15 protein-coding genes and 1 pseudogene are annotated in these 21,452 nt (G+C 41.8%); 11 read left to right on the top strand and 5 right to left on the bottom strand.

Annotated elements, in window-relative coordinates; translation table 11 throughout:
- Positions 1–23: 23 nt before the first annotated feature.
- A complete protein-coding gene (locus JCM16418_RS23480; protein ID WP_052019979.1) occupies positions 24–485 on the top strand; it encodes an OsmC family protein in 462 nt (153 codons plus the stop codon).
- A 135-nt stretch (positions 486–620) separates the two neighbouring features.
- Complete coding sequence (locus tag JCM16418_RS01510) at positions 621–1,820, top strand: acyl-CoA dehydrogenase family protein (RefSeq protein ID WP_036645436.1); 1,200 nt, start codon at positions 621–623, stop codon at positions 1,818–1,820.
- A gap of 98 nt (positions 1,821–1,918) precedes the next feature.
- Here the strand turns inward: JCM16418_RS01510 and JCM16418_RS01515 are convergent, their stop codons facing one another.
- Positions 1,919–3,061, bottom strand: a complete 1,143-nt coding sequence (locus JCM16418_RS01515) for a copper amine oxidase N-terminal domain-containing protein (protein ID WP_036645438.1) — start codon at positions 3,059–3,061, stop codon at positions 1,919–1,921.
- A gap of 206 nt (positions 3,062–3,267) precedes the next feature.
- On the opposite strand from JCM16418_RS01515, the gene JCM16418_RS01520 reads away from it, so the two are divergent.
- Entirely contained in the window at positions 3,268–5,223 is a 1,956-nt protein-coding gene (locus tag JCM16418_RS01520) for a stalk domain-containing protein (protein WP_148298731.1), read from the top strand.
- Positions 5,224–5,405: 182 nt separating this feature from the next.
- Here JCM16418_RS01520 and JCM16418_RS01525 read toward each other — a convergent pair whose 3' ends face one another.
- Entirely contained in the window at positions 5,406–5,840 is a 435-nt protein-coding gene (locus JCM16418_RS01525; protein WP_036645442.1) for a MarR family winged helix-turn-helix transcriptional regulator, read from the bottom strand.
- Between the two features lie 143 nt (positions 5,841–5,983).
- Between JCM16418_RS01525 and JCM16418_RS01530 the strand changes: the two are divergent.
- The 3 genes and pseudogenes from JCM16418_RS01530 to JCM16418_RS01540 all read left to right on the top strand — a co-directional run bounded on the left by JCM16418_RS01530 (position 5,984) and on the right by JCM16418_RS01540 (position 10,114).
- Positions 5,984–7,440: pseudogene (locus JCM16418_RS01530) on the top strand (MFS transporter).
- A gap of 275 nt (positions 7,441–7,715) precedes the next feature.
- Positions 7,716–8,066, top strand: a complete 351-nt coding sequence (locus JCM16418_RS01535) for a DUF805 domain-containing protein (RefSeq protein WP_242403697.1) — start codon at positions 7,716–7,718, stop codon at positions 8,064–8,066.
- A gap of 194 nt (positions 8,067–8,260) precedes the next feature.
- Positions 8,261–10,114: a UbiD family decarboxylase gene (locus tag JCM16418_RS01540; RefSeq protein WP_036646075.1), complete on the top strand. Its 1,854-nt coding sequence runs from the start codon at positions 8,261–8,263 to the stop codon at positions 10,112–10,114.
- 123 nt (positions 10,115–10,237) lie between these two features.
- On the opposite strand, the gene kduD is transcribed toward JCM16418_RS01540, so the two are convergent.
- The 3 genes from kduD to kduI are packed head-to-tail and all read right to left on the bottom strand — an operon-like array spanning position 10,238 to position 12,646.
- Positions 10,238–10,990, bottom strand: a complete 753-nt coding sequence (gene kduD, locus JCM16418_RS01545; RefSeq protein ID WP_036645443.1) for a 2-dehydro-3-deoxy-D-gluconate 5-dehydrogenase KduD — start codon at positions 10,988–10,990, stop codon at positions 10,238–10,240.
- A 28-nt stretch (positions 10,991–11,018) separates the two neighbouring features.
- Complete coding sequence (locus JCM16418_RS01550; protein ID WP_036645444.1) at positions 11,019–11,780, bottom strand: DeoR/GlpR family DNA-binding transcription regulator; 762 nt, start codon at positions 11,778–11,780, stop codon at positions 11,019–11,021.
- A gap of 32 nt (positions 11,781–11,812) precedes the next feature.
- Positions 11,813–12,646 carry a 5-dehydro-4-deoxy-D-glucuronate isomerase gene (kduI, locus tag JCM16418_RS01555; RefSeq protein ID WP_036645445.1) on the bottom strand — a complete coding sequence of 278 codons (834 nt, stop codon included), beginning with the start codon at positions 12,644–12,646 and terminating at the stop codon, positions 11,813–11,815.
- A 144-nt stretch (positions 12,647–12,790) separates the two neighbouring features.
- Between kduI and JCM16418_RS01560 the strand changes: the two genes are divergently transcribed.
- The 5 genes from JCM16418_RS01560 to JCM16418_RS01580 all read left to right on the top strand — a co-directional run bounded on the left by JCM16418_RS01560 (position 12,791) and on the right by JCM16418_RS01580 (position 21,450).
- Entirely contained in the window at positions 12,791–14,950 is a 2,160-nt protein-coding gene (locus JCM16418_RS01560; RefSeq protein ID WP_052019980.1) for an alginate lyase family protein, read from the top strand.
- Between the two features lie 20 nt (positions 14,951–14,970).
- Positions 14,971–16,086: a glycoside hydrolase family 88 protein gene (locus JCM16418_RS01565; protein ID WP_036646078.1), complete on the top strand. Its 1,116-nt coding sequence runs from the start codon at positions 14,971–14,973 to the stop codon at positions 16,084–16,086.
- A gap of 197 nt (positions 16,087–16,283) precedes the next feature.
- Entirely contained in the window at positions 16,284–17,375 is a 1,092-nt protein-coding gene (locus tag JCM16418_RS01570; protein WP_036645446.1) for a peptidylprolyl isomerase, read from the top strand.
- Positions 17,376–17,534: 159 nt separating this feature from the next.
- Positions 17,535–19,598 carry a right-handed parallel beta-helix repeat-containing protein gene (locus JCM16418_RS01575; protein ID WP_242403677.1) on the top strand — a complete coding sequence of 688 codons (2,064 nt, stop codon included), beginning with the start codon at positions 17,535–17,537 and terminating at the stop codon, positions 19,596–19,598.
- 112 nt (positions 19,599–19,710) lie between these two features.
- Complete coding sequence (locus JCM16418_RS01580; RefSeq protein WP_036645447.1) at positions 19,711–21,450, top strand: sensor histidine kinase; 1,740 nt, start codon at positions 19,711–19,713, stop codon at positions 21,448–21,450.
- Positions 21,451–21,452: the final 2 nt, after the last annotated feature.

Raw genomic sequence — 21,452 nt, forward strand, 5'->3', positions numbered from 1 at the left:
CAACAGATAAGGAGAATTCCAATATGAAAATTTATTTGCAACGCGTGAAAAATTTCCTGCAGCTTGCACATGCACAAAATCGCACCGTAACCATCGATCAAGGCGTGGAACGCGGGGGCGAGGGTTTGGGTTTTCGTCCGACCGAGCTGTGGCTCATCGGTTTGTCCTCCTGCTCAGTCATGACGCTTCTCCGCCATGCAGAGCAGAACGATTACCCGCTCACGGATGTATCCGTAACGGCTGAAGATCGCTTAGACAGTGATGGAGATATTATCGCTATAGACTTTGCAGTCACCTTCACAGGTGATTTAAGCGAAGACCAGAAAACTACATTGTTACAGCATGTCAAAAGCAACTGTAAGGTTCTGCGCACAGTAGGCTCTCATATTGCAATTAGCTACAGTGAATCCGATCCGAGTTATCGGAGTAAGGCTTCACTTGAAGGTACTAGCTGTACATTAGAGGGCGGAAACTGTTGTACATAAAAACGATTAAGGCAGGTCCGATAGGACCTGTTTTTTCATTACTTTTTAAAGGAGTGAACATCAGTACCTGGCTTGGACAATTCCAGGCGAAGCATTATACAATAAAAGTACAAAGTAGCAGGGGAGAGAAGTAGCATGAATTCAATTCAAACCGATCCGTTTGTACGAAATGTACGTGAATCTTTTATTGCTGCTAGATCGGATACACTTGCAGCTTTATTCGCTGGGCGCGCTTCATTACATGATCGCGAAGGGTCTTTTCCTTTCGAGAATTTCAAGGATTTGAAAGAATCGGGTTATTTGAAGCTGACCGTTCCACTAGAGTATGGCGGGGAAGAAGCATCCCTCTACGAAATGGTGCTGGCACAGGAACGGCTTGCCAAGGGTGATGGTTCGACTACGCTGGCCGTAGGCTGGCATGTCAGTCAGATTATGCAGCTGCGCATCAGGAAATCTTGGCCTGAGCAGCTGTTTGCTGACTTTTGCGAAAAGGTCGTGACAGAAGGTGCGATGATTAATGAGTTTGCAAGCGAGCCATCAACAGGTAGCCCAAGTCGTGGTGGGAGGCCGAAGACGTTTGCAGTAAAGAGTGATGGCGGATGGCTACTGACAGGGAGGAAGACGTTCAGTTCACTCATACCTATACTTGATCAATTTACAGTGACCGCATTTATAGAAGAAGAGAATAAAATTGGCAAGTTTTTCGTTCGCAAGGGTCCCGGTGTGAGTATTGAGGAGACGTGGAATACACTAGGCATGCGTGCGACAGGAAGTCACGATCTCCTCCTCGACCAAGTATTTGTTCCAGCAGCGGAAAGAGTGGATGTTCAGGAATCGGAAAATTGCACAGGTGAGGGAATGTCGGATCATGGAGGAGCGCTTCTCCATATTCCCGCCTGCTATATTGGGATTGCTGGGGCTGCACGTGATTATGCAATACAGTTTGCAGCGTCCTACAGACCAAACAGCTTACCAGGTCCAATCTCGGAACTGCCTCATATCGAGCAAAAAATTGGAGAGATCGAGTCAGAGCTCATTACGGCTCGAACATTATTATATAGTGTTGCCGACCGGTGGGATCGTCTTCCGGATGAGAGACCTACGATGAAGCCGGAGCTTGGTCTTGCGAAGACGGTTGCTACCAATTCGGCATTACGGATCGTTGATCTGGCGATGCGTATCGTAGGCGGTGCAAGTATGTCTCGAAGTCTACCACTCGAGCGGATGTACCGTGACGTACGCGCAGGTCTTCATAATCCTCCCATGGATGATTCCGTAATCAAGATGCTTGCACAGCGTGCAGTGAAGTCTGCTTTAGAGGCTAGTGAAGAATAATAACGGAATTATAGCTTGGTATTGCATAGATATCAATAAAAAACGGCGCGCATCCAATTAAATGGGATACGCGCCGCTTTGTAAATTCATTATGGAATTTATTTAGATACCAATGTGTAAGTCACTGTTTTAACTTTCTCTGTTAGAATGGGAGTATAATTAAATGTAAGAATATTTCCTGCACGTTTCGTAAGTACAAGCATTCTTGGCAATACATACATATCTTTAGCGTCGATATTATTCCAGTCCTTCTGATCCTCTGGACTAATGAGCTGTAGGCTTAGATTAGTACTCTGGCTATAGTTGGTATTAATCGCGAACAGCTGTATTGTGTCGACGGACCTGACTAACATTAAGTCTTCCGCAGCATACTCCACTTTAAAAAAACCTGTCTGTCCAGTGATTTTCTCCAGTTCGTATAGCTGACCGAGACTTCCATTCTGTTTAATGTATTGAACGCTTTGGCCATCTGTCATGAAAAGCTGTGTTGTTTTCAGTAGAGGTGCATGCTGATAGGAAGAAGTAACATAGTGATAATCCATCTGTTTCACAATTTTTTTGTTCTGAATAAGTAGCTGATAGCCATTAGAGAAATCATTAAACATCGCATAATGATCATCTTTTAAAAATAATAAGTCAGAACCACTTCCCGCCTCTTTGAGCTCCAACTGCTGGGTATATGGAGATTCTTTCAGCGGGATATTTCCAATTTTATCTGGTTTTCCTGTTGACGTGGAGAGATAATATACTTCTCCATTTTTTTGTGAAACCCAGTAGGATCGCCCCTTCACAGAGGCAGTAACAAATCTAGGAATATCCACAATATCCAATTGGCCACTGCTGCTGTTGTAACCTATTCTACCTCCAGATGCATGTACAGCAGATACCAAAGGAACGTAGATAGAGCCGTTAACCATGCGTGGTGTCTTCGATAAGGGTAACGACGTACCGTTAACTTTTACGAGTGTAGCACCCAGTGTGAAGATAACTTCACGATCTGGACGAATGAGATTGGCGGATTTAGCCTTCTGATTCCATGACAACGTATATCCCATTGCCGCTGCTAGTGACTTCAATGGAACAAAGGTTGTACTTTCGACAATGATCTGACTTGAACCCATTCCTGTATCTTTATAATTGAGCGCTATTTTACTTTCCTTTGCAGCAGATACCGAGCCGGTGCCTACGGTGAGCACTGCTGCGAGAATTCCAAGCATGAGCTTCCATTTTTTCATATCCATTGTACTCCTCCTTTGGGGCTCTTTTTAATATATAAATAGACGTAATAAGTAGCGAAATGTTTCTTTCGCAGTTGTTATATGAACATATAAGCCCGTATAGCAGAGGTGGAGTTGTAATGTTAGGGAGGAAATATATTATATTTTGTCGAATTTAATTGAGATATTGAAAAATACCCAGTCAGAGAGAGGTTATACAGTTGAGAAAGATGTTGTATCTTATTTTAACAATCGGTTTGTTATTTGGCATTGTATCGAATAACGGAATAGCCGAGAAAGCATTTGCCGCCGAGAGCTTTCCGCAAATTAAGGACATGGTGGGGAAAAATACTTTTTTGATGGACGATGGCTCGATGTGGTCATTAATTGATGGAAGTCGGAAGATTCATACTCCGGGAAATATGGCTGCAGTTATTGGTAATGAGCACGGGGGGCTAGGTATAAATTCAGATGGTAAATTAATTCAATGGGATATTGGCAATGCTCCACATATCGTGGAAGGTCAAACAGGAGTTAAGCAGGTTACAAACTATTATTGGCTCAAGACAGATGGAACGGTCTGGACGAGTACAGGTAAAGAAAAGAAAAATCTTACTAATATTGCATTAATCGCCTGTGAGGATAAAACATTTGCAGCCTTATCGAAGAACGGGGATGTATTATTTGAAGATCCTTATAAACCAGGAGTCTTTAAAAAGCTAGGTGCGATCACAGATGCTTCTTCGGTTACATCCATAACGGTATACGACAATTCGCGCGTAGCATTGCTGTATGACAGTGGTAAAGTTGTTGTATATGAAACCTTTAATTTTGATGATCATGGTGTAATCATTCCCGTTACGGTCGCGGATGATGCTGTTCACATTACTTACACTGAGGGTAACCCCACACCAGCCTTAGTCGTTACTCGTAAGGACGGAACGGTTTGGACTACAGGGAATTATAAAGATCGTTGGAAGTTAGCTAATCAAGTATCAGGGCTAAGCCAAATTGTGAAAACAGCAGTAGCTACAGATACTGAACACTTCTATGCGATGCATAGCGATGGTAGCTGGGTGTTATTCAGCGAGGGAGATACGAAGCAAGTAGATGCTCCAAGAATCAAGGATTTGGCCGTATCCATATCAAATCAAAAATCATTCGTCGGTGACAGCCTAAAAGTTGATATACAAGAGACTTACACGAACGGAGCGAAGATTAAAGTCCCCATCAATCAGGCGAATATAACGATGGATAAGCCGTATTTACTTTCTCTACAGCCGAGCGGAAATCTTAAAGTGCTTGCTGTTGGACAGACACAAGTAACGGTGACTTCAAGTGGACTATCGAAAACTTTAAAGGTATCGGGAAGTCATCGTACTAATTTGAAATATGCTAAACAGGTGAATGGAGTTATTTTCGTTCCTGCTAAATCTGTAATAGAAGCATTAGGTGGAATTGTGTCGGTGTCAGATGGAGGATTCAACGTAAAGTTTGGCGAAACGACGATGAACTTTAGAGCGGGCGATCTGAATGCTACATTAAATGGGAATGCGATTCAATTAAAAGCAGCACCAATAGCGGATAAGAATGGAATGCTCATTCCTTCAGCATTGTTGACGGATGCCCTAGGTGCTAGCACTCAATGGGAAACGAAGTGGAAACAGGCTGTAATCTCAATCGGTGATGCGCGAATGACGATTGTATCTACGGATACAGCAGCGCTAATTAAAAAAGCAGTGCAAGGTAGTCTAATCCAATATATCGGAAAAACATACTGGGTTAACTATTTCGAGCAATGGGATCGCTTCTCAAAAGTAACCGTAACAGATATCATGCCAAACGATGCTGGTGAGTTTATTGTCATATTTAAAACGTCATCAGGCCAAACACGTAAGAGTTATTCGATGTCTTCATCCAGCGTCATGCAAATATTTAGTGGTGATTCGGATTTTTTGAACTATGATCCCTACAAGAAATATAACTGGTCCTCTTCGATCTGGAACCAGATCAAAGCTGGAAAAGTTTCTCTAGGTATGACAAAGGAGCAGGTTCAATTCTCTTGGGGGGGACCGGCTGCCAAGAGTATCACACAAACGAATGGTGTAAAGATTGAGACATGGGTATATTCAAACTTCGACACCGTCGCTTTTGTGAACGGTAAAGTGAATTTTATTATTTACTAATGTTAAAAAATCCCCTATCCATATAATGGATAGGGGATTTTCATATTCTACTGAGGACAGATGCGGAGTCGCAACTTATATAAAATCTGCAGATTTATTTGGTAATACGGCTTGCTGTTCATAAACGTAATCAAAATACGCATAATAGAGCAGTGAACTTCAAAGGAATGCACATTATTATGCTAATCTTCTGGCTGCTCAGGACTTTCCACACTTATTTTGTGCAAAAGGGAGATCAGCAGATCCTCTTCTTCTGAACTTATATGACAAGTAAGTTTTTTATTGTGATCATCTAGTATAGATTGAAGCATAGGATAAAATTCCTGAGCTTTCAACGTTGGGTATAGGAGCTGAGAGCGACGGTCATCCGGGTCCGGTTTACGCTCAATATAACCCGATTGTTCCAACTGTTTAATAGACCGGGCAGTGGTGGCCTTATCAAATTTCAACTGTTGAGTGAGCTGATCCTGAGTAATACCTGGATTGTGCAGGACAACCTTTAGAAAGCTGTGTTGACCACCGCTACCGATGCCATATGGAGCTAGCTGCTTTGCCAGCCTTTTTTGATTCTGTCGATGGATGTAGGAGATAAGCTTGCCAATAGGTTCTTTCTTCAAAGGGGTACCTCTTTCAATATTAAATATGTACTGATGATTTTATATCAAACTTGTTGCGCATGCAACTAATATGAGTTACACTAATGCTACTATTTAGTTGCGCACGCAACCAATCAGTCTTATTTTCCATCAGGGGGTTATTTATGAGTACAATGCCTAAAACTTATCAGGAGGATGCAGGCATTCAAAAGAAGCGCTGGATCATTCTTATTGTTCTAAACTTATTTACATTTATGTCTACGCTGGATGGAAGCATCGTTAATATTGCACTACCGGTTCTTTCCAAACAGCTGGGTCTGCCAATTGCTCAGATCGAGTGGGTGACCACGGGTTATCTAATGGCTATTTGCGCATTCATTCTTTTCTTCGGAAAACTTGGAGATATTGCCGGAAAAATTAAGATTTTTAAAATTGGTACGATTATATTTATCATTGGATCACTGTTATGTGGGTTCAGCACGTCACTGCCGTTTCTGATTTTCTCAAGAGTTATTCAGGCTGTTGGAGCTCGATGACAATGGCAAATAGCCAAGGGATTCTTACCGATATCTTCCCTGCAAATGAACGCGGTAAGGCGCTCGGATTGATCGGAACTTTCGTTTCACTAGGCAGCATTGCCGGCCCAAGCATTGGTGGTATTCTCGTTTCCTCTTTGGGTTGGGAGTATATATTTTGGGTCAATGTGCCCATCGGATTGATTGCAATTATTATGGGTTGGAAGGTACTCCCAGATGATCTGATTCGGGTAAAAGCAAAAATTGATATGCCAGGAAGCTCCTTGTTCGCGGCATTTATTATTACACTATTCGCAGGTCTACTGCTGGGACAGCAGTCTGGCTACAATAATGTGTGGATTATCATTTCACTTATTGTTGCGGCTGCTTCGCTGCTCCTTTTCCTACGAATACAGTCTCATCGTTCAGATCCGTTACTTGAGCTATCTTTGTTTAAGAACCCTCTATTCACGGTCAGTATTATTTGTGGTTTTCTCGTCTTTACGGCAAACTTTTGTTTCAATATTATTGCACCGTTCTATGCACAGAATATGTTGAATTTATCTCCATACGCTGCCGGATTTCTGCTCATGCTGCTTCCGATTTGTATGGTCGTTGTCGCTCCTATTAGTGGGGCTTTATCGGATAAAATTGGCTCAGAGTTACTAACTTTCGCTGGATTGATCGTGATGGTTATTGCTCAATTCGGACTCACTTGGCTGCATGAGGGAAGTTCTCTCATTGTTGTGGGTACTTGGATTGCAATGCTAGGTATCGGTAGTGGACTCTTCCAATCACCGAATAATTCACTTATCATGTCCCAGGTTCCTCGTACCCAGCTTGGTTCTGCGGGGAGTGTGAATTCACTGGTTCGGAATGTAGGGATGGTCGTAGGTATTACCGTCGCAACGACGACATTATTTCATGTAATGAGTAGCAAAGCAGGCCACCGCGTGACTGGGCTGATTCCAGGACGTCCCGATGTATTCTTAAGCGGGATGCATGTGGTATTTACGACCTCAGCTTGCATATGTCTTGTAGCTGCTCTACTTACAGGATGGCGGATGTTTAAATCGTATTCAGCTAAGCGGGTGCAGAGATGGTAGAGATGATACCAAAAATCACGCAATTTTTGGTTTAAGCAGGGTTTTGAGTTTGTCAGAAGTACGGTATGGATGACTTATAACTAGACATTACGAGTTTCGCAAATAAACACCTGAGCCTGGGTGTTTATTTTTTTGGGAAAAAGTAGTGCAAAAGCCTAATAAAATGTTTTATTTTGTAGATATAGAACAAATAAGGAAAATTTATGTATTTGTTTAAAAAATCTTAATGAGGTGGAATGGTAATGAGTTAATTTTTAAAAGCTTCAAAAAATTATATCGGGTTTTCTGGGAGGGCAAGACGTAAGGAATACTGGATGTTTAATCTTTTTTATGGAATATTCTACATATTAGCGACAGTAATTGATTATTTTGCAGGCACAGCTCCAATTTTTATTTTGCTCCTTGCTCTGGGATTGTTATTACCAGCTCTAGCAGTTACAGTCAGACGGCTTCATGATATAGGTAAAAGTGGATGGTGGTATTTCATATCATGGGTTCCTCTAGCTGGTGGTATTATCTTACTTGTATTTTTGTGCCTAGACAGTGTAGGAGACAATCAATATGGACCTAATCCTAAATATCCAGATCCAAATAGCTATAACCCTAATGTGAATAATACGTTTTAATACATACGATTATGTTTCTCGGTATTTGCCGAACGAATGAGACGTAGGAAGTTGAAGAGAAACCACGACCGAATGCGGTTGTGGTTTTTCTGTTTGTCATTTCAGTGTATGATGAAGGAAGAGATTGTTGTACGTTTGGAATTTCGGATAAGTTATATTCAAGGTGAACTTACTTGGAGATTGGAGCTAATACATTGTATCGAAATTTAGAAGAATGCATCATAGACTTAGAAAAGCATGGACATTTAATTCGTATCAAGGAAGAAGTTGATCCTTATCTTGAAATGGCGGCGATTCATATGAAAGTATATGAAGCTGATGGGCCTGCATTGTTATTTGAAAATGTAAAAGGTTCGAAGTTTCCAGCCGTTTCGAATCTGTTCGGTAATATAGAGCGTAGCAAATTTATTTTCCGTAAAACATGGGATCGCACGCAGAGTGTTATTGCTTTACGCGATGACCCGATGAAGGCGCTAAAGCAACCTTTTAAACATATGGATAACGGGTTTGCAGCTTTAAATGCATTACCACTGAAAAAGCGTGGAAATCGGATACCAAGTGATTTTCAGGAAATCCAAATTTCAGATCTTCCGCTTATTCAACATTGGCCGATGGATGGTGGTGCTTTTATCACCCTACCTCAAGTGTACTCTGAAGATCCTGAGAAACCAGGCATCATGAATTCAAATCTTGGCATGTACCGAATTCAGCTCAGTGGAAATGAATACGAAATGAATAAAGAAATTGGACTTCATTATCAGATTCACCGGGGGATTGGAGTTCATCAGGATAAAGCGAATAAACAAGGTATTCCTCTGAAAGTAAGCTGTTTTGTGGGAGGGCCTCCTGCACATACGTTATCAGCCATCATGCCTTTGCCCGAAGGACTTAGCGAAGTGATTTTTGCTGGTTTGTTATCGGGACGTCGTTACCGCTATAGCTATTTGGATGGCTTCTGTATTAGTAATGATGCTGATTTTGTGATTACTGGAGAAATTCATCAAGGGGAGACCAAACCAGAGGGTCCCTTTGGCGATCATTTAGGCTACTATAGTCTGACGCATCCATTCCCTGTAATGAAGGTTCATAAAGTGTATGCTAAACCGAATGCGATTTGGCCATTTACCGTCGTGGGTCGCCCACCACAGGAAGATACCTCATTCGGTGAACTTATTCATGAGTTAACAGGGGATGCCATTAAACAAGAGATTCCGGGTGTAAAAGAAGTTCATGCTGTAGATGCGGCAGGTGTTCATCCGTTGTTGTTTGCCATTGGTAGTGAACGGTATACACCGTATCAACAAGTGAAGCAACCGACTGAGCTACTTACGTTAGCCAATCGTATTTTAGGCACAGGGCAACTAAGTCTTGCTAAGTATCTATTTATCACGGCAGAAGAGAATCAACCGATTGATTCTCATAAAGAAGCAGACTTTATTATGTATATCCTCGAGCGGATGGATCTGCGCAGGGACATTCATTTTTATACGAATACGACGATTGATACGCTAGATTATTCTGGTACGGGACTAAATAGTGGTAGTAAAGTGGTTCTGGCAGCCTATGGGGATAAGAAGAGGGAATTGTGTAAAGAGGTTCCTAGCGTTCTGAATGAAATTCGTGGCTTCGAAAATGCACGTTTAATCATGCCGGGTGTTGTGGCCATACAAGGAAGTACATTTACAGATTATGCTCATGCGAAGCTTGAACTGCAAGGTTTCTGTGAAGCGATTGCGGATAAGGGAGCTAATCCTTCCTGTCCGCTGATCATCTTATGTGATGATAGTTCATTCTTGAGTTCAACGATCAACAATTTCTTATGGGCTACGTTTACCCGAAGTAATCCCTCCCATGATATATATGGCGTAAATAGTTCATATGAGAACAAGCATTGGGGCTGTGATCAAATGATTATTGATGCCCGAATCAAACCTCATCAAGCACCGCCATTAATACCAGATCCTATAGTAGAGAAGAACATCGAGCGTTTATTTGTTAAAGGCGGAAGTTTGAGTGGATTGAAAATAAAAGGAAGTCTAGAAGGATAATAAGGCGAAGCAGAACCGCGGAAAAAAAGGGGTTTTTATTAATAGAAAAGAAAAAAGCCTGAATATTCAGGCTTTTTTCTTTTCTATTGGATAATTTGAATCGTAATATTGCACAGGGCTTCTCTATCTAGCCATCCAACCGCCATCCACACACAAAATGTGTCCATTCATATAATCGGATGCCGAAGAAGCGAGGAAAATAGCAGGACCCTTCAGATCTTCAGGGGTACCCCAGCGTCCTGCTGGTATTCGTTCGGTTATGGTTGCAGTTCTATGCTCATCACTACGGATGGGCGCTGTATTATCGGTTGTAATGTAACCAGGTGCAATACCATTTACTTGAATTCCGCTACTTGCCCATTCGTTAGCTAATGCTTTTGTGACACCAGCAATACCATGCTTACTTGCGGTGTACCCGGGTACCGTGATTCCCCCTTGGTATGAGAGCATGGAGCATATATTAATAATTTTACCACTGCCGCGTTCGATCATGTGTCTGCCAGCTAATTGGGAGAGTAGGAATACACTATTCAAATTGAGATTAATGACATCATACCAATCTTGCTCTGAATGATCCTTTGCAGGCGCACGTCTAATGATACCAGCGTTATTGATCAGGATGTCAACATGTCCAGTGAGCGTTAGTGCCTCTTCAAAGGTCGTCTGCAATGAAGATCTGTCGCTCAGATCAACTTGGATGATTGAAGTCTTGCGCCCAAATGCTTTGGCTTTATTGGCGGTTTCTTCGCTTTTGCTTTGAGAGATGCATACCACGTCTGCTCCGGCTTCAGCTAAAGCGAGTGCTATTCCTTGCCCGATTCCTCTTGCAGCTCCTGTTACAATCGCAGTCTTACCTGATAAATCAAAAATATGCATGAGACGACAGCACGCTCCTCTTCAATATTCAAACCGCTCCTAGCATTAGGTTTACACCTAATTTTCGATACTCATCAGCGATCTCGGAAGATAGCCCTCGGTCGGTAATAATGGCTGTTAACTCGTGTAATGAGGCGAAGGTCCGAAGTGCTGTCTGTCCGAACTTATGATGATCTAATACGGCGAAGGATTCTTTGGCAGTAGCCAATAAAGCCTGCTTAAATTCAATGAGATCTCCGGTATAAATAGATAGTCCCTGCTGTGGATGTACTCCTGTGGCAGAGATGAAGGCTTTTTGAATATTTAATTGTTGAATATATGAAGTGCTGCTGGGACCAACCAACATATTTCGTACACGATAGCCGCCCGGCACCACAAGCCTGATATTGTCCTTCGAGGCAAGCTCGCTAATAATATATACATCATTTGTTATTACGGTTAATGGCTGATTTTCAAGATTTCGGGCGATCTCAAGAGTGGTGCTTCCTCCGTCCAGAGCGATGATGTCACCTTTATGAATAAGACTCATTGCTACTTGTGCAATCTCGTTCTTCTCTTCGGCATATTTCGTTAAGGGTTCTCTGGAGGGGAGGATTCCAAATTGGTCGGATTGAGCGAGAATAGCACCACCATGAATACGTACAATAAGTCCTTGTTCCTCTAGTTTGGTTAAGTCTTCACGAATTGTTTTTCCAGTAACTTTTAGAGTATTACTTAAATCGGTAACCGTAACTTCCTTTTTCATTAATAAAACTTCCATAATCTTCTCGTAGCGCCGGATCGGATTCATCCTAAAGCCTCATTTCTTTTATACAGGTTCTATTATTGTAATTCTTTCATAGCTACCTGGTCCATATCTGCATATGCCTTGTTGTCTCCAGCCATTCCCCATATAAATGTATAGTTGCTCGTGCCAACTCCACTGTGAATGGACCAGCTAGGTGATATTACAGCCTGCTCATTTCTCATCATAAGATGTCTCGTTTCTTTCGGTTCTCCCATTAAATGAATAACAACGGATTCCTCAGGAAGATCGAAATACATGTAAGCTTCCATACGTCTTGGATGAACATGGGCAGGCATAGTATTCCACATATTCCCTTCTTTTAGTTGCGTCATTCCCATGACTAATTGAGCACTTTGAATTCCTTTTTCGTGAATAAACCGATGTATAGTACGATCATTGGAATTTTGAATCGATCCAAGAGCGCTGCTGTCAGCTTCCGCTAGGGTAGTATGGGTTGTCGGAAATTTCACATGAGCCGGCGCTGAGTTTAAATAGAACTTGGCAGGATTAGCCGGATCATCGCTTTTAAAAATAACTTCCTTTGACCCCATGCCCACATATAAACAGTCTTTAGAGTTCAGCACGTACTCATTACCGTCTACAAGGATGCTTCCTGTACTGCCAATATTAATGATACCTAATTCACGGCGCTCCAGAAAAAACGAAACGCCTAGTTCTTTTAGATCTGTAACGAGCGTAACGTCTTCAGTCACAGGGTAGGCCCCTCCAATGATAAAGCGATCCTCATGTGTAAGTACAAGCTCAAGCTGATTGGGTCTAAATAGGTCGGAGATTTGAAATTCAGTGCGGAGCCGTTCGGTGTCAAATTGTTTCACTTCATTGGGATGAGAAGCATATCTTCTGTGCATAAAAAAATCTCCTTTTGTGTTCATTTGTGTGTATAATGTTCATATTAGTTCACTTTATACTTTTTAGGTTTACTTTACAAGAGCATCGGAGGAAAGAGTTTGTAGCCTTGAATCAATTGAACCTTTAATAAAAGGGGAGTAGGTATGGATAATAAATGGTTGTGGTATGAGATGATCAATCTAGAGGAAGAGCATCTTTATCCTGTCCGCAATGCCTTGATAAATCATGGAGAACGAATGGCGTTGGAGGTACTGAAGGATGTTTATGAGCAGCGAACGGAACCTTGTTTATATTTTAAAGATGAAGACTTAGAGGGCTTGATTGCATATGTGAAGCTGAGGTGCCAAGAAGAACTTGCGCTTGTGATGGAAACGGCAGATGAGACAGTGAACAACATATTTACTTTCCGTTTTCCATGGGATATGGAACGATCCAACGAATCGGTTCGATTCGAGGGAGAAATTCGTTGGGATCACATTCCTGCGGAAGATCCAGAATGGACCTACATGCTGAATCGTCATCGGTACTGGATTGCTCTTGGACAAGCCTACGTGATTACTCAGAATGAAAAATATGCTGAGGCTGTATGCCGACAGATGGAAAGCTGGATTGACCACAATCCAGCTCCAGAGATTCCTGTTAGGGATCACTTAACTTGGAGAACCATTGATGCGGGGATACGGTGCGATCATTGGATCAAGACCTATCCTTACATTAAGCGGAGTCCGCATTTTACTACACGGTTATTTCATAACATGCTTCGATCTCTATACGAGCATGGAGAATATATTGCATCTGCCCCATGCACAGGGTGGAAACGCATGAGCAACTGGGGCGTTATAGAAAATCGTGGCCTATTCGGTATCTCGGTGTTTATGTCAGATTGGAATAGAGCTGAATATTGGCGCGGGTTAAGTACGCAAAGCTTGAAGGAGACGGCAGAACTGCAAGTGCAAAAGGATGGAGTGCACTGGGAACAGTCACCGCTGTATCATAATGAGGTGCTTCATTGTTACATGGATTATCTGATCCTATCCACAAATAATGCGATCACACCAGAGCCGGTCATTGTTCGTACCGTTAACAATATGTTATATGCGGATCTTTACATGGCAAAACCCAACCACTACCAGCCTCTTCAAGGGGATAGTGACAATAACGACCTAAGGGAAACGCTTGCTGCGGGAGCAGTATATTTTGAGGATGCCCATCTCAAATTTGGAGGATCGACTGTACTCAGCTACGATCATGCTTGGGCGTTCGGTATTCAAGGGATTACGCTCTATGAGGAACTCGAAGCTAGGCAGCCTGAGCATATGTCATGGCCGTTTGTTCAAACAGGAAATTATGTTATGCGGTCTGGGTGGTCGGAGCAGGATGCCTATTTGTATTTTCATTGTGGCTTTCTAGGCGGCGGCCATGGACACGCGGATATGCTGCATTTCGAAATGCATGCCTTTGGCAGGGACCTGCTGGTTGATTCCGGTCGCTATAATTACGGAGATCATACGCCGTGGAGAAAGATTCTGAAGCAATGCAAGGCCCATAATACAACGATGGTGGATCATATTGATTTTAATGAATATATTGATTCTTGGACGAATGGAAGGATTGCTGAGCCAAGAGATGTGTTTTGGACAACGGATTCTAAATTTGATTATGTCGAAGGAAGCCATACGGGTTATTTTTATTTAGATGATCCCGTTCGGCCTCTGCGGCGAATTCTGTTCATTAAACCGAATGTTTGGTTACTATGTGACAGCTTTGAGTGCAAAGAGGAGCATATATTTGAACAGCATTTCCATTTCATGCCTGGCGCGATCACGGTAAATTCTAGCGATCTCACAGCTCGTACCCAAGCAGAGCATGAAGCCAATATCAAGATTATTCCGGTGCATCCGGAACGGTTGACCTGTGAAGTGAGGGATAGCATGATATCGCTTGAATATAATTCAATTGAACCGAATCAGGCTGTAACTTATCGGAGTATTCATACTGGATTTACTTCGATGCTGCATGTCCTTTACCCGCAAGCAGCGGGATCAAATAATGCCCCCTTCATTCAACCCATAGAAGTGATGACCTATTTAGGTGAGCATGTCCATCATGCAGAGGCGGAGGCTGTATTGATTCGCTTGGATCGCGATGATGACCAAGGGTATGAAGAGCATTTAATTCTAATTTGTCATCGCAAACCTCGAAATCATATCGATTCTTATGTTGTGGATGGGACTCAGGTTTTTGGCGAGGTTGTTTGGATTCAGCGTAGTGAAGGAACAGAATTAATAACGGTAATCAAATAATGGAAGGTAAGGTGCTACTCATGTGGAAAGATGCGATACAAGCAGCTATCGCCACCATCAAAATGAATGCCATTCGACATCCGGAACAATTCCCTCATATTTCGAATGAGCTATGTTATGAGTGGGGAGAGAATAATGACTGGATTGATGGCTTTTATACAGGTCTCCTATGGTTGTCCTATGAATATAGCGGAGATGATTTTTATAAACAGACAGCGATGCAGCAGTTGGAATCATACCGACATCGTTTAGAGCATCATATTGTACTTGACCATCATGACATTGGTTTCTTGTATTCTTTGTCTGCTGTAGCCGAATGGCGTATTACAGGCAGTGAAGAAGCTAGGCAGCTTGCGCTTAGTGCCGCGGATAAGCTTGTCGAGCGGTTTCGGGAAAGCTTCGAGGCTATCCAAGCATGGGGACAAGCCGATGATCCGGATAATGGTGGAAGAATTATTATTGACTGCTTAATGAATATCCCATTGCTATTTTGGGCACATGAACAGACAGGCAAGGTAGCTTATTATGATATTGCAATGAAACATGCTCAAAAAAGCTTGCGTTTTCTTATTCGCGGAGATGGGTCAAGTTATCATACCTTTTATTTTGATCTGCAAAATGGAAACTGCTTACGAGGAGGGACCCACCAAGGCTTCTTGGATGGATCGACATGGTCACGTGGACAAGCATGGGGCATATACGGATTTGCCATTAGCTACCGATATACGAAAGATCCAATGTATCTCGATACTGCGAAACGACTTGCACGATATTTTATAGAGCATTTACCAGAAGATCATGTCTCCTATTGGGACTTCGATGTCAAAGTGGAGGATGGAACACCGCGTGATAGCTCAGCCACTGCGATTACAGCTTGTGGTATTCTCGAAATATTAGACCTAGTACCACCAGACGATGCAGATCGTGCCTATCTTCAAGAAGCGCTTATGCAAATGATGACTTCACTGGTAGATAACTATTCAACGCAGAATATTCCGAATGTGGAAGGTCTGTTGCAGCATGGTTCTTATCACGTGAGAGGTAATCAGGCACCCGATAACTACATGATTTGGGGCGACTATTATTATCTGGAAGCACTGGTACGCATGGATAAAGGAATTAAAGGCTATTGGTAAACAGTTCCTAATTACAGAAATCACGGGTAAGGCTTAAACTGCTAACCTTTGCTAGAAAGTAAAATTATTACAAGTTTATGTAAAGGATTTGAAATTGTTTCAGTCATAGGCCACGCTTATAATCTACCTAAATACAACATGAATCGTTCGAGTATCAGTTTATGAATCTTCGTTGATTCGAGAGGTGGTCGAAATCCATGGAACTGTGGGGAGCTTCAATCCTGAAATATAAGTGGATGATTGCTGGAGTTATAGCACTTACCGTGGTTGCCTTAACAGGATGTTCGAAAGAAAAGATGGGAGCGCATGTCAGTGAAGATGATTATATCGCGCAAATTGATGGAACGCCTATTAGCTTGACGGAGTATAACAGGACAGTTCAAATGAACCAGTCAAATATTATGAATTACTTCCGAGAAAAGTATAATGCTGAGCTGACAGAGGATTTTTGGAATACCGCTTATGGCGATGAAATTCCTTTAGAAGTATTAAAGAAGAAAGCGTTAGAAGACAGTGTGAACATTAAAGTTAGACAAATGTTAGCCAAGGAACAAGGTATTGTTCAGGATATAAGCTATCCAGCATTCTTAAGTCAGTTTAAAGAGGAAAATGCAAAAAGAGCGAAAGCGCTTGAGAAAAACGAAGTTGTATATGGACCGGCACAATACAATGAAGAATCATATTTCGAATACGTACTGACCAATACTACACTCGCTGTGAAGCAGAATATACAGGCAAGTATGGATCATTCAAATGAACAATCGCTAAAAAATTTCTATCATAAGCATAAGGATGAGTTGTACAAGACTTTAGGTCTGGTGAGGGTGCAGGTCATATCGGCTTCATTTATGGATCAGAATCATCAAGTTAATGAGTTCATGAAAAAGCAGGCGAAAGAGAAATTAAGTAAGTCATCTTCTGAAATAGTAGCCGGAGCTTCCTTTGCAAATGTTGCTAGAACTTACACGGGTCAAGATGCTTCGCGTGAGCTTACATTTAATTTCGGTAATGAAAAACATAATTCACGAAGTCCGCTAGCACAAGCCTCATTAATGCTTAGTGAACAACAAACTAGTCGTATCATCGAGGAAAATGGAAGTCTCTACCTTGTGAAATGTATTGAAAAAGTAGAACCGGGTTCGCGCTATACTGCATATGAGGACATTAAAGGACAGGTGCTTCACGATTATATTAATAGCAAATATGACGAATTTATCCGTAATAAGCTGTCCGAATCGAAGGTTATAGTAAACGAGAAAAGCTACCAATCTTGGAAGTTCCCTAGTTAAGTATGCTTAGCCCTAACCCTTGTTGTAAGCGCTTCACTTATGTCGAGTGAAGTATTACATACGACGAATGTATGAGCAGATTAATACAGCTTAGCCATTCGATTATTGTCTAATCAGGAAAGGAAGTGGCGTATGATCGCAGAGTCAGCAAAAAAATGGTTGAGTATGTTATTGGTTGTCGTTATGTTAGCAGGCATCACCATTATGTCTTCGCCCACAAAAGTAATGGCAGCAGGAGGGAATACGTACTACGTAGATAATCTGAGTGGAAATGATAGTAACGGTGGTACAAGTTCAGGTAGTGCTTGGAAAACATTAACGAAGGTTAATGCTACGACCTTCGCGCCCGGAGACAAGATACTGTTCAAAGCGGGTGGTTCATGGCAGGGGCAGCTTTGGCCTAAAGGGTCAGGAGCTAGCGGTAGTCCCATCGTGATTGATATGTATGGCACCGGTAATAAGCCACTGATAACAGGTGTGAAGTCAGAGCTTTCAACTGTGCTTTTGAAGAATCAGGAGTATTGGGAGATTAATAATTTAGAAGTTACTAATCCTTCCTCGGACCCATTCACAAGAGACTGGAAGGGAGCACGTGGGGAACGGCGGGGCGTATATGTGTTAAATGAAGAAAGCGGAATCTTAAATCATATCTATATCAAAAACTTAAACATTCATGATGTTGATGGTGTGTATACAACAAGATCTGGGGGTATCATCTTTGATTCCGTCGGATCATGGACGCCAAGTGCATTTAATGATGTATTGATCGATGGCAACACATTAACAGATGTTGATGCGTACGGTATTTATATTAGTTCCAATTGTATCGTTCGTTACGGCATGGGTGATTTATGGGAATGGGTTCCTAAGCCATATGGAGCATGGACACCTTCTACGAACGTGAAAATTTCTAATAATACGGTTGTTAGAGCAGCGACTGGTGCTATTGCATGGAATGTTACAGATGGTGCCATTGTCGAACATAACACGGTCCAGGAGGCCACGTATCTTGCAACGAATGCAGCCATATGGTGGGCATATGCGGACAATAACGTTGTCCAATTTAATGAGTCCTTTGCAACACGCAATGGTTCAGAGGACGGTACAGGCTTTGATGTTGATGCAGGCAACATAGGATCTGTAGTTCAATATAATTACAGTCATGATAATGCAGGTGGATTCATGCTCTATGTCAATGATACGTATTACACGACTAATACTATCGTAAGATATAACATCAGTCAGAATGATAAAGGTCGTATTTTCAGATATAGCGGCTCGATTGATACCGTACTGAATTATAACAATTCCATTTATGTAGGGGCGGCTTCTGGTAATCCCGTCATGAGTGATTATTTCACAAAGTCCTCAGGTAGTCCGAAGAATATTAAAAACTATAATAATGTGTATTATAGCGTAGGTGACCGAGGCTGGACACTGACGGGTCAAACTTTTGATAGCAATGCTTATTATGGAGGTAAAACATTAGTTAGCAGCGATGCGCACAAGGTTACAGTGAATCCGAAGCTTGTAAGTCCCGGAAGTGGTGGAACGGGGATGAACACAGTGACTGGATATCAATTACAGAGCGATTCACCACTGATTGGCGCAGGGGTTCCTATTGCTAATAATGGTGGACGCGATTACTTCGGTAATTTGTTATACAATGGTGATCCGGACATTGGAGCATACGAATATCAAGGGACTGTACCTCCAGCGACCAACAAGACTCCTATTGTGTTCACACCGGCACCGATTACACCATTACCTAAACCACCTGGTCCTGCACCCGGAAATCTTGCCCCTCTTGCTACTATGACGGCTTCAATCGCAACCTTGTCTGGTAGTGCGATTAAGGGCTTGAACGACAGTTCCTATGACAATGCATGGTCAAGTATCGATAAGGGAGTAACCTTCCCTAATTATATCACGCTTGATTTTGGCACAAAGACTGTGACAGCCAATCAATTGAAGCTTATTACGAGATTCGGAACAGGCCAAGGGATTACGAAGCTCGATTTGGAATACTACAATGGAACCGCATGGGTTCCTCTGAAGACGGGTGTGCAGTTGGTTTGGAAATCAAGTGATACGACCAACGAAGCGCAAATTATTGATTTTAACTCGACTACGGCTACTCAGTTCCGCGTCAAAATTAACGGAGCTAATCTAAAGTGGGGTAACTTCGCTATTAATGAATTGGAGCTTTATAACAATCATTAATTTGAATTTGTCTTAGGAAATACAGAAATGCAGAAAAGGAATCTCCCAAAGATGGTTCTTTTTTTGTTAATCACTATACTAAATGATATGACTTTGAAACTGGGGGGATCGAATGAAACTACAGGCTGCAGCAAAAGCTTCAAAGTGGTTCGTCTATCAAAAAATAGTTATCGTGTTTATTGCTTTCCTTATTCCACTCATCTCTATGAACATTTGGGTCAATTACAAGGGCATGTCCTTGACCAAAAAATCAATTCTAGATTCATCTTTAGCGGGTGCTTCTTTTTACTCCAAACAGCTGGATAAAGAGATGTATTTCATTCGCAATCTACAATTACAATTTCTAAATGACAAGGATTTACAGAAGCTTAGCTTTCGAGGCAGCATGCTCGAGAATTATGAGGAGGTCCAGCTCATTGAGCAGGTGAGGGATCGGTTGACTACGTTGATGGTTTCAAGCGATTTTGTGGTCAATACGGGAGTATATGTAAACGCTGTCGATAAGACTATTTCGACGCTGACGGGTGTTACTAATACGCCAAATACAGAGTATGGCTTGATTTCGAAATTGATGAGCACTTCGCCCAAGCCTTCAATATATCGGAGTGGGGATCGCATTTTTTTCATAGAAACTGAAAATAACGGTGGTGTAATCTCCTATATAGAAATTTCTAAATTCAAGCTGCTCGAGGCCCTAACGCAAATTGCAAGATTATCTGAAGAGTCGGAAGTATTGCTCGGTAATCGTGAAGAAGGACCTATCCTATCGACTGCTGTTAATCATCAGGACACCTCTGCATTCCTTGGGTTAATTGATGAAAGCTCTAATAACACAGACATTTCTAGAATTCAAAAGTTTAATGGAACGAGTTATTTTATCATTCAGAATAATGTCAGTTCGTTGGATTTATCTCTTATTATGTACGTGAATCAGAACGAAATCACACGTCCGCTAAGTCTATTTATAACGTGGTTTTATGCATTATTCGTTATAGCCATTATTGTAATGATACTGTATTCCTTCTCACTTAATGTATTGATTCATAGGCCCCTATCTAAATTAGTGAAGGCATTTCATATGATTGAAACCGATAACCTAAATATCATGATAGAGTCGAAGACCAAGGATGAATTTCACTATTTATTTCATAGCTTTAACCGGATGGCCTCTAAATTAAAACATTCGATAGAAGAGAATTATGAACAGAAAATTACACTCCAGCACTCTCAGCTCAAGCAGTTGCAGTCTCAAATCAACCCTCATTTTTTGTATAATAGCTTTTTTAATATCTATATGATGTGCAAAGTAGGCGATTCCGAAAGCGCTGCTGAGCTCTCCCAGAAATTAAGTAGTTATTATCAGTACATCACGAGAAGTGGATCCGATGAGGTTCCTTTATATAAAGAGTATCGTCATGCGCTTGATTATTGTGAAATTCAGTGCATCCGCTTCGCCAATCGTATCCGATATGAATATGAAGAGATTCCGGATACGACCCATGTGATTTCTGTACCTCGTTTAATGATTCAACCCATTGTGGAGAACGTGTTTGAGCATGCCTTCGAAGATGGTACAGAGGAGGGGATCGTATATATGACGACCCACTGCCAAGAGGGATTTGTACGAATTACAGTAGAGGATAATGGCAATTTATTAACAGATCAGGCTATTGACCTGTTAAGGAAGAAATTGGCCATGGATTCGAAGCAAACCGAGAAGACCGGATTAATCAATGTTAATAATCGTTTGCAGTTGAAGTATGGAAAGGGAAGCGGTTTGTTTGTATCGCGCAGTACATATGGCGGTTTAAAGGTTGATCTAGTGATTATGTATGACAACAAGGAGGAGTAAGC

Source organism: Paenibacillus pini JCM 16418 (genome assembly GCF_000576305.1).
Taxonomy (GTDB): Bacteria; Bacillota; Bacilli; order Paenibacillales; family Paenibacillaceae; genus Paenibacillus_AQ; species Paenibacillus_AQ pini.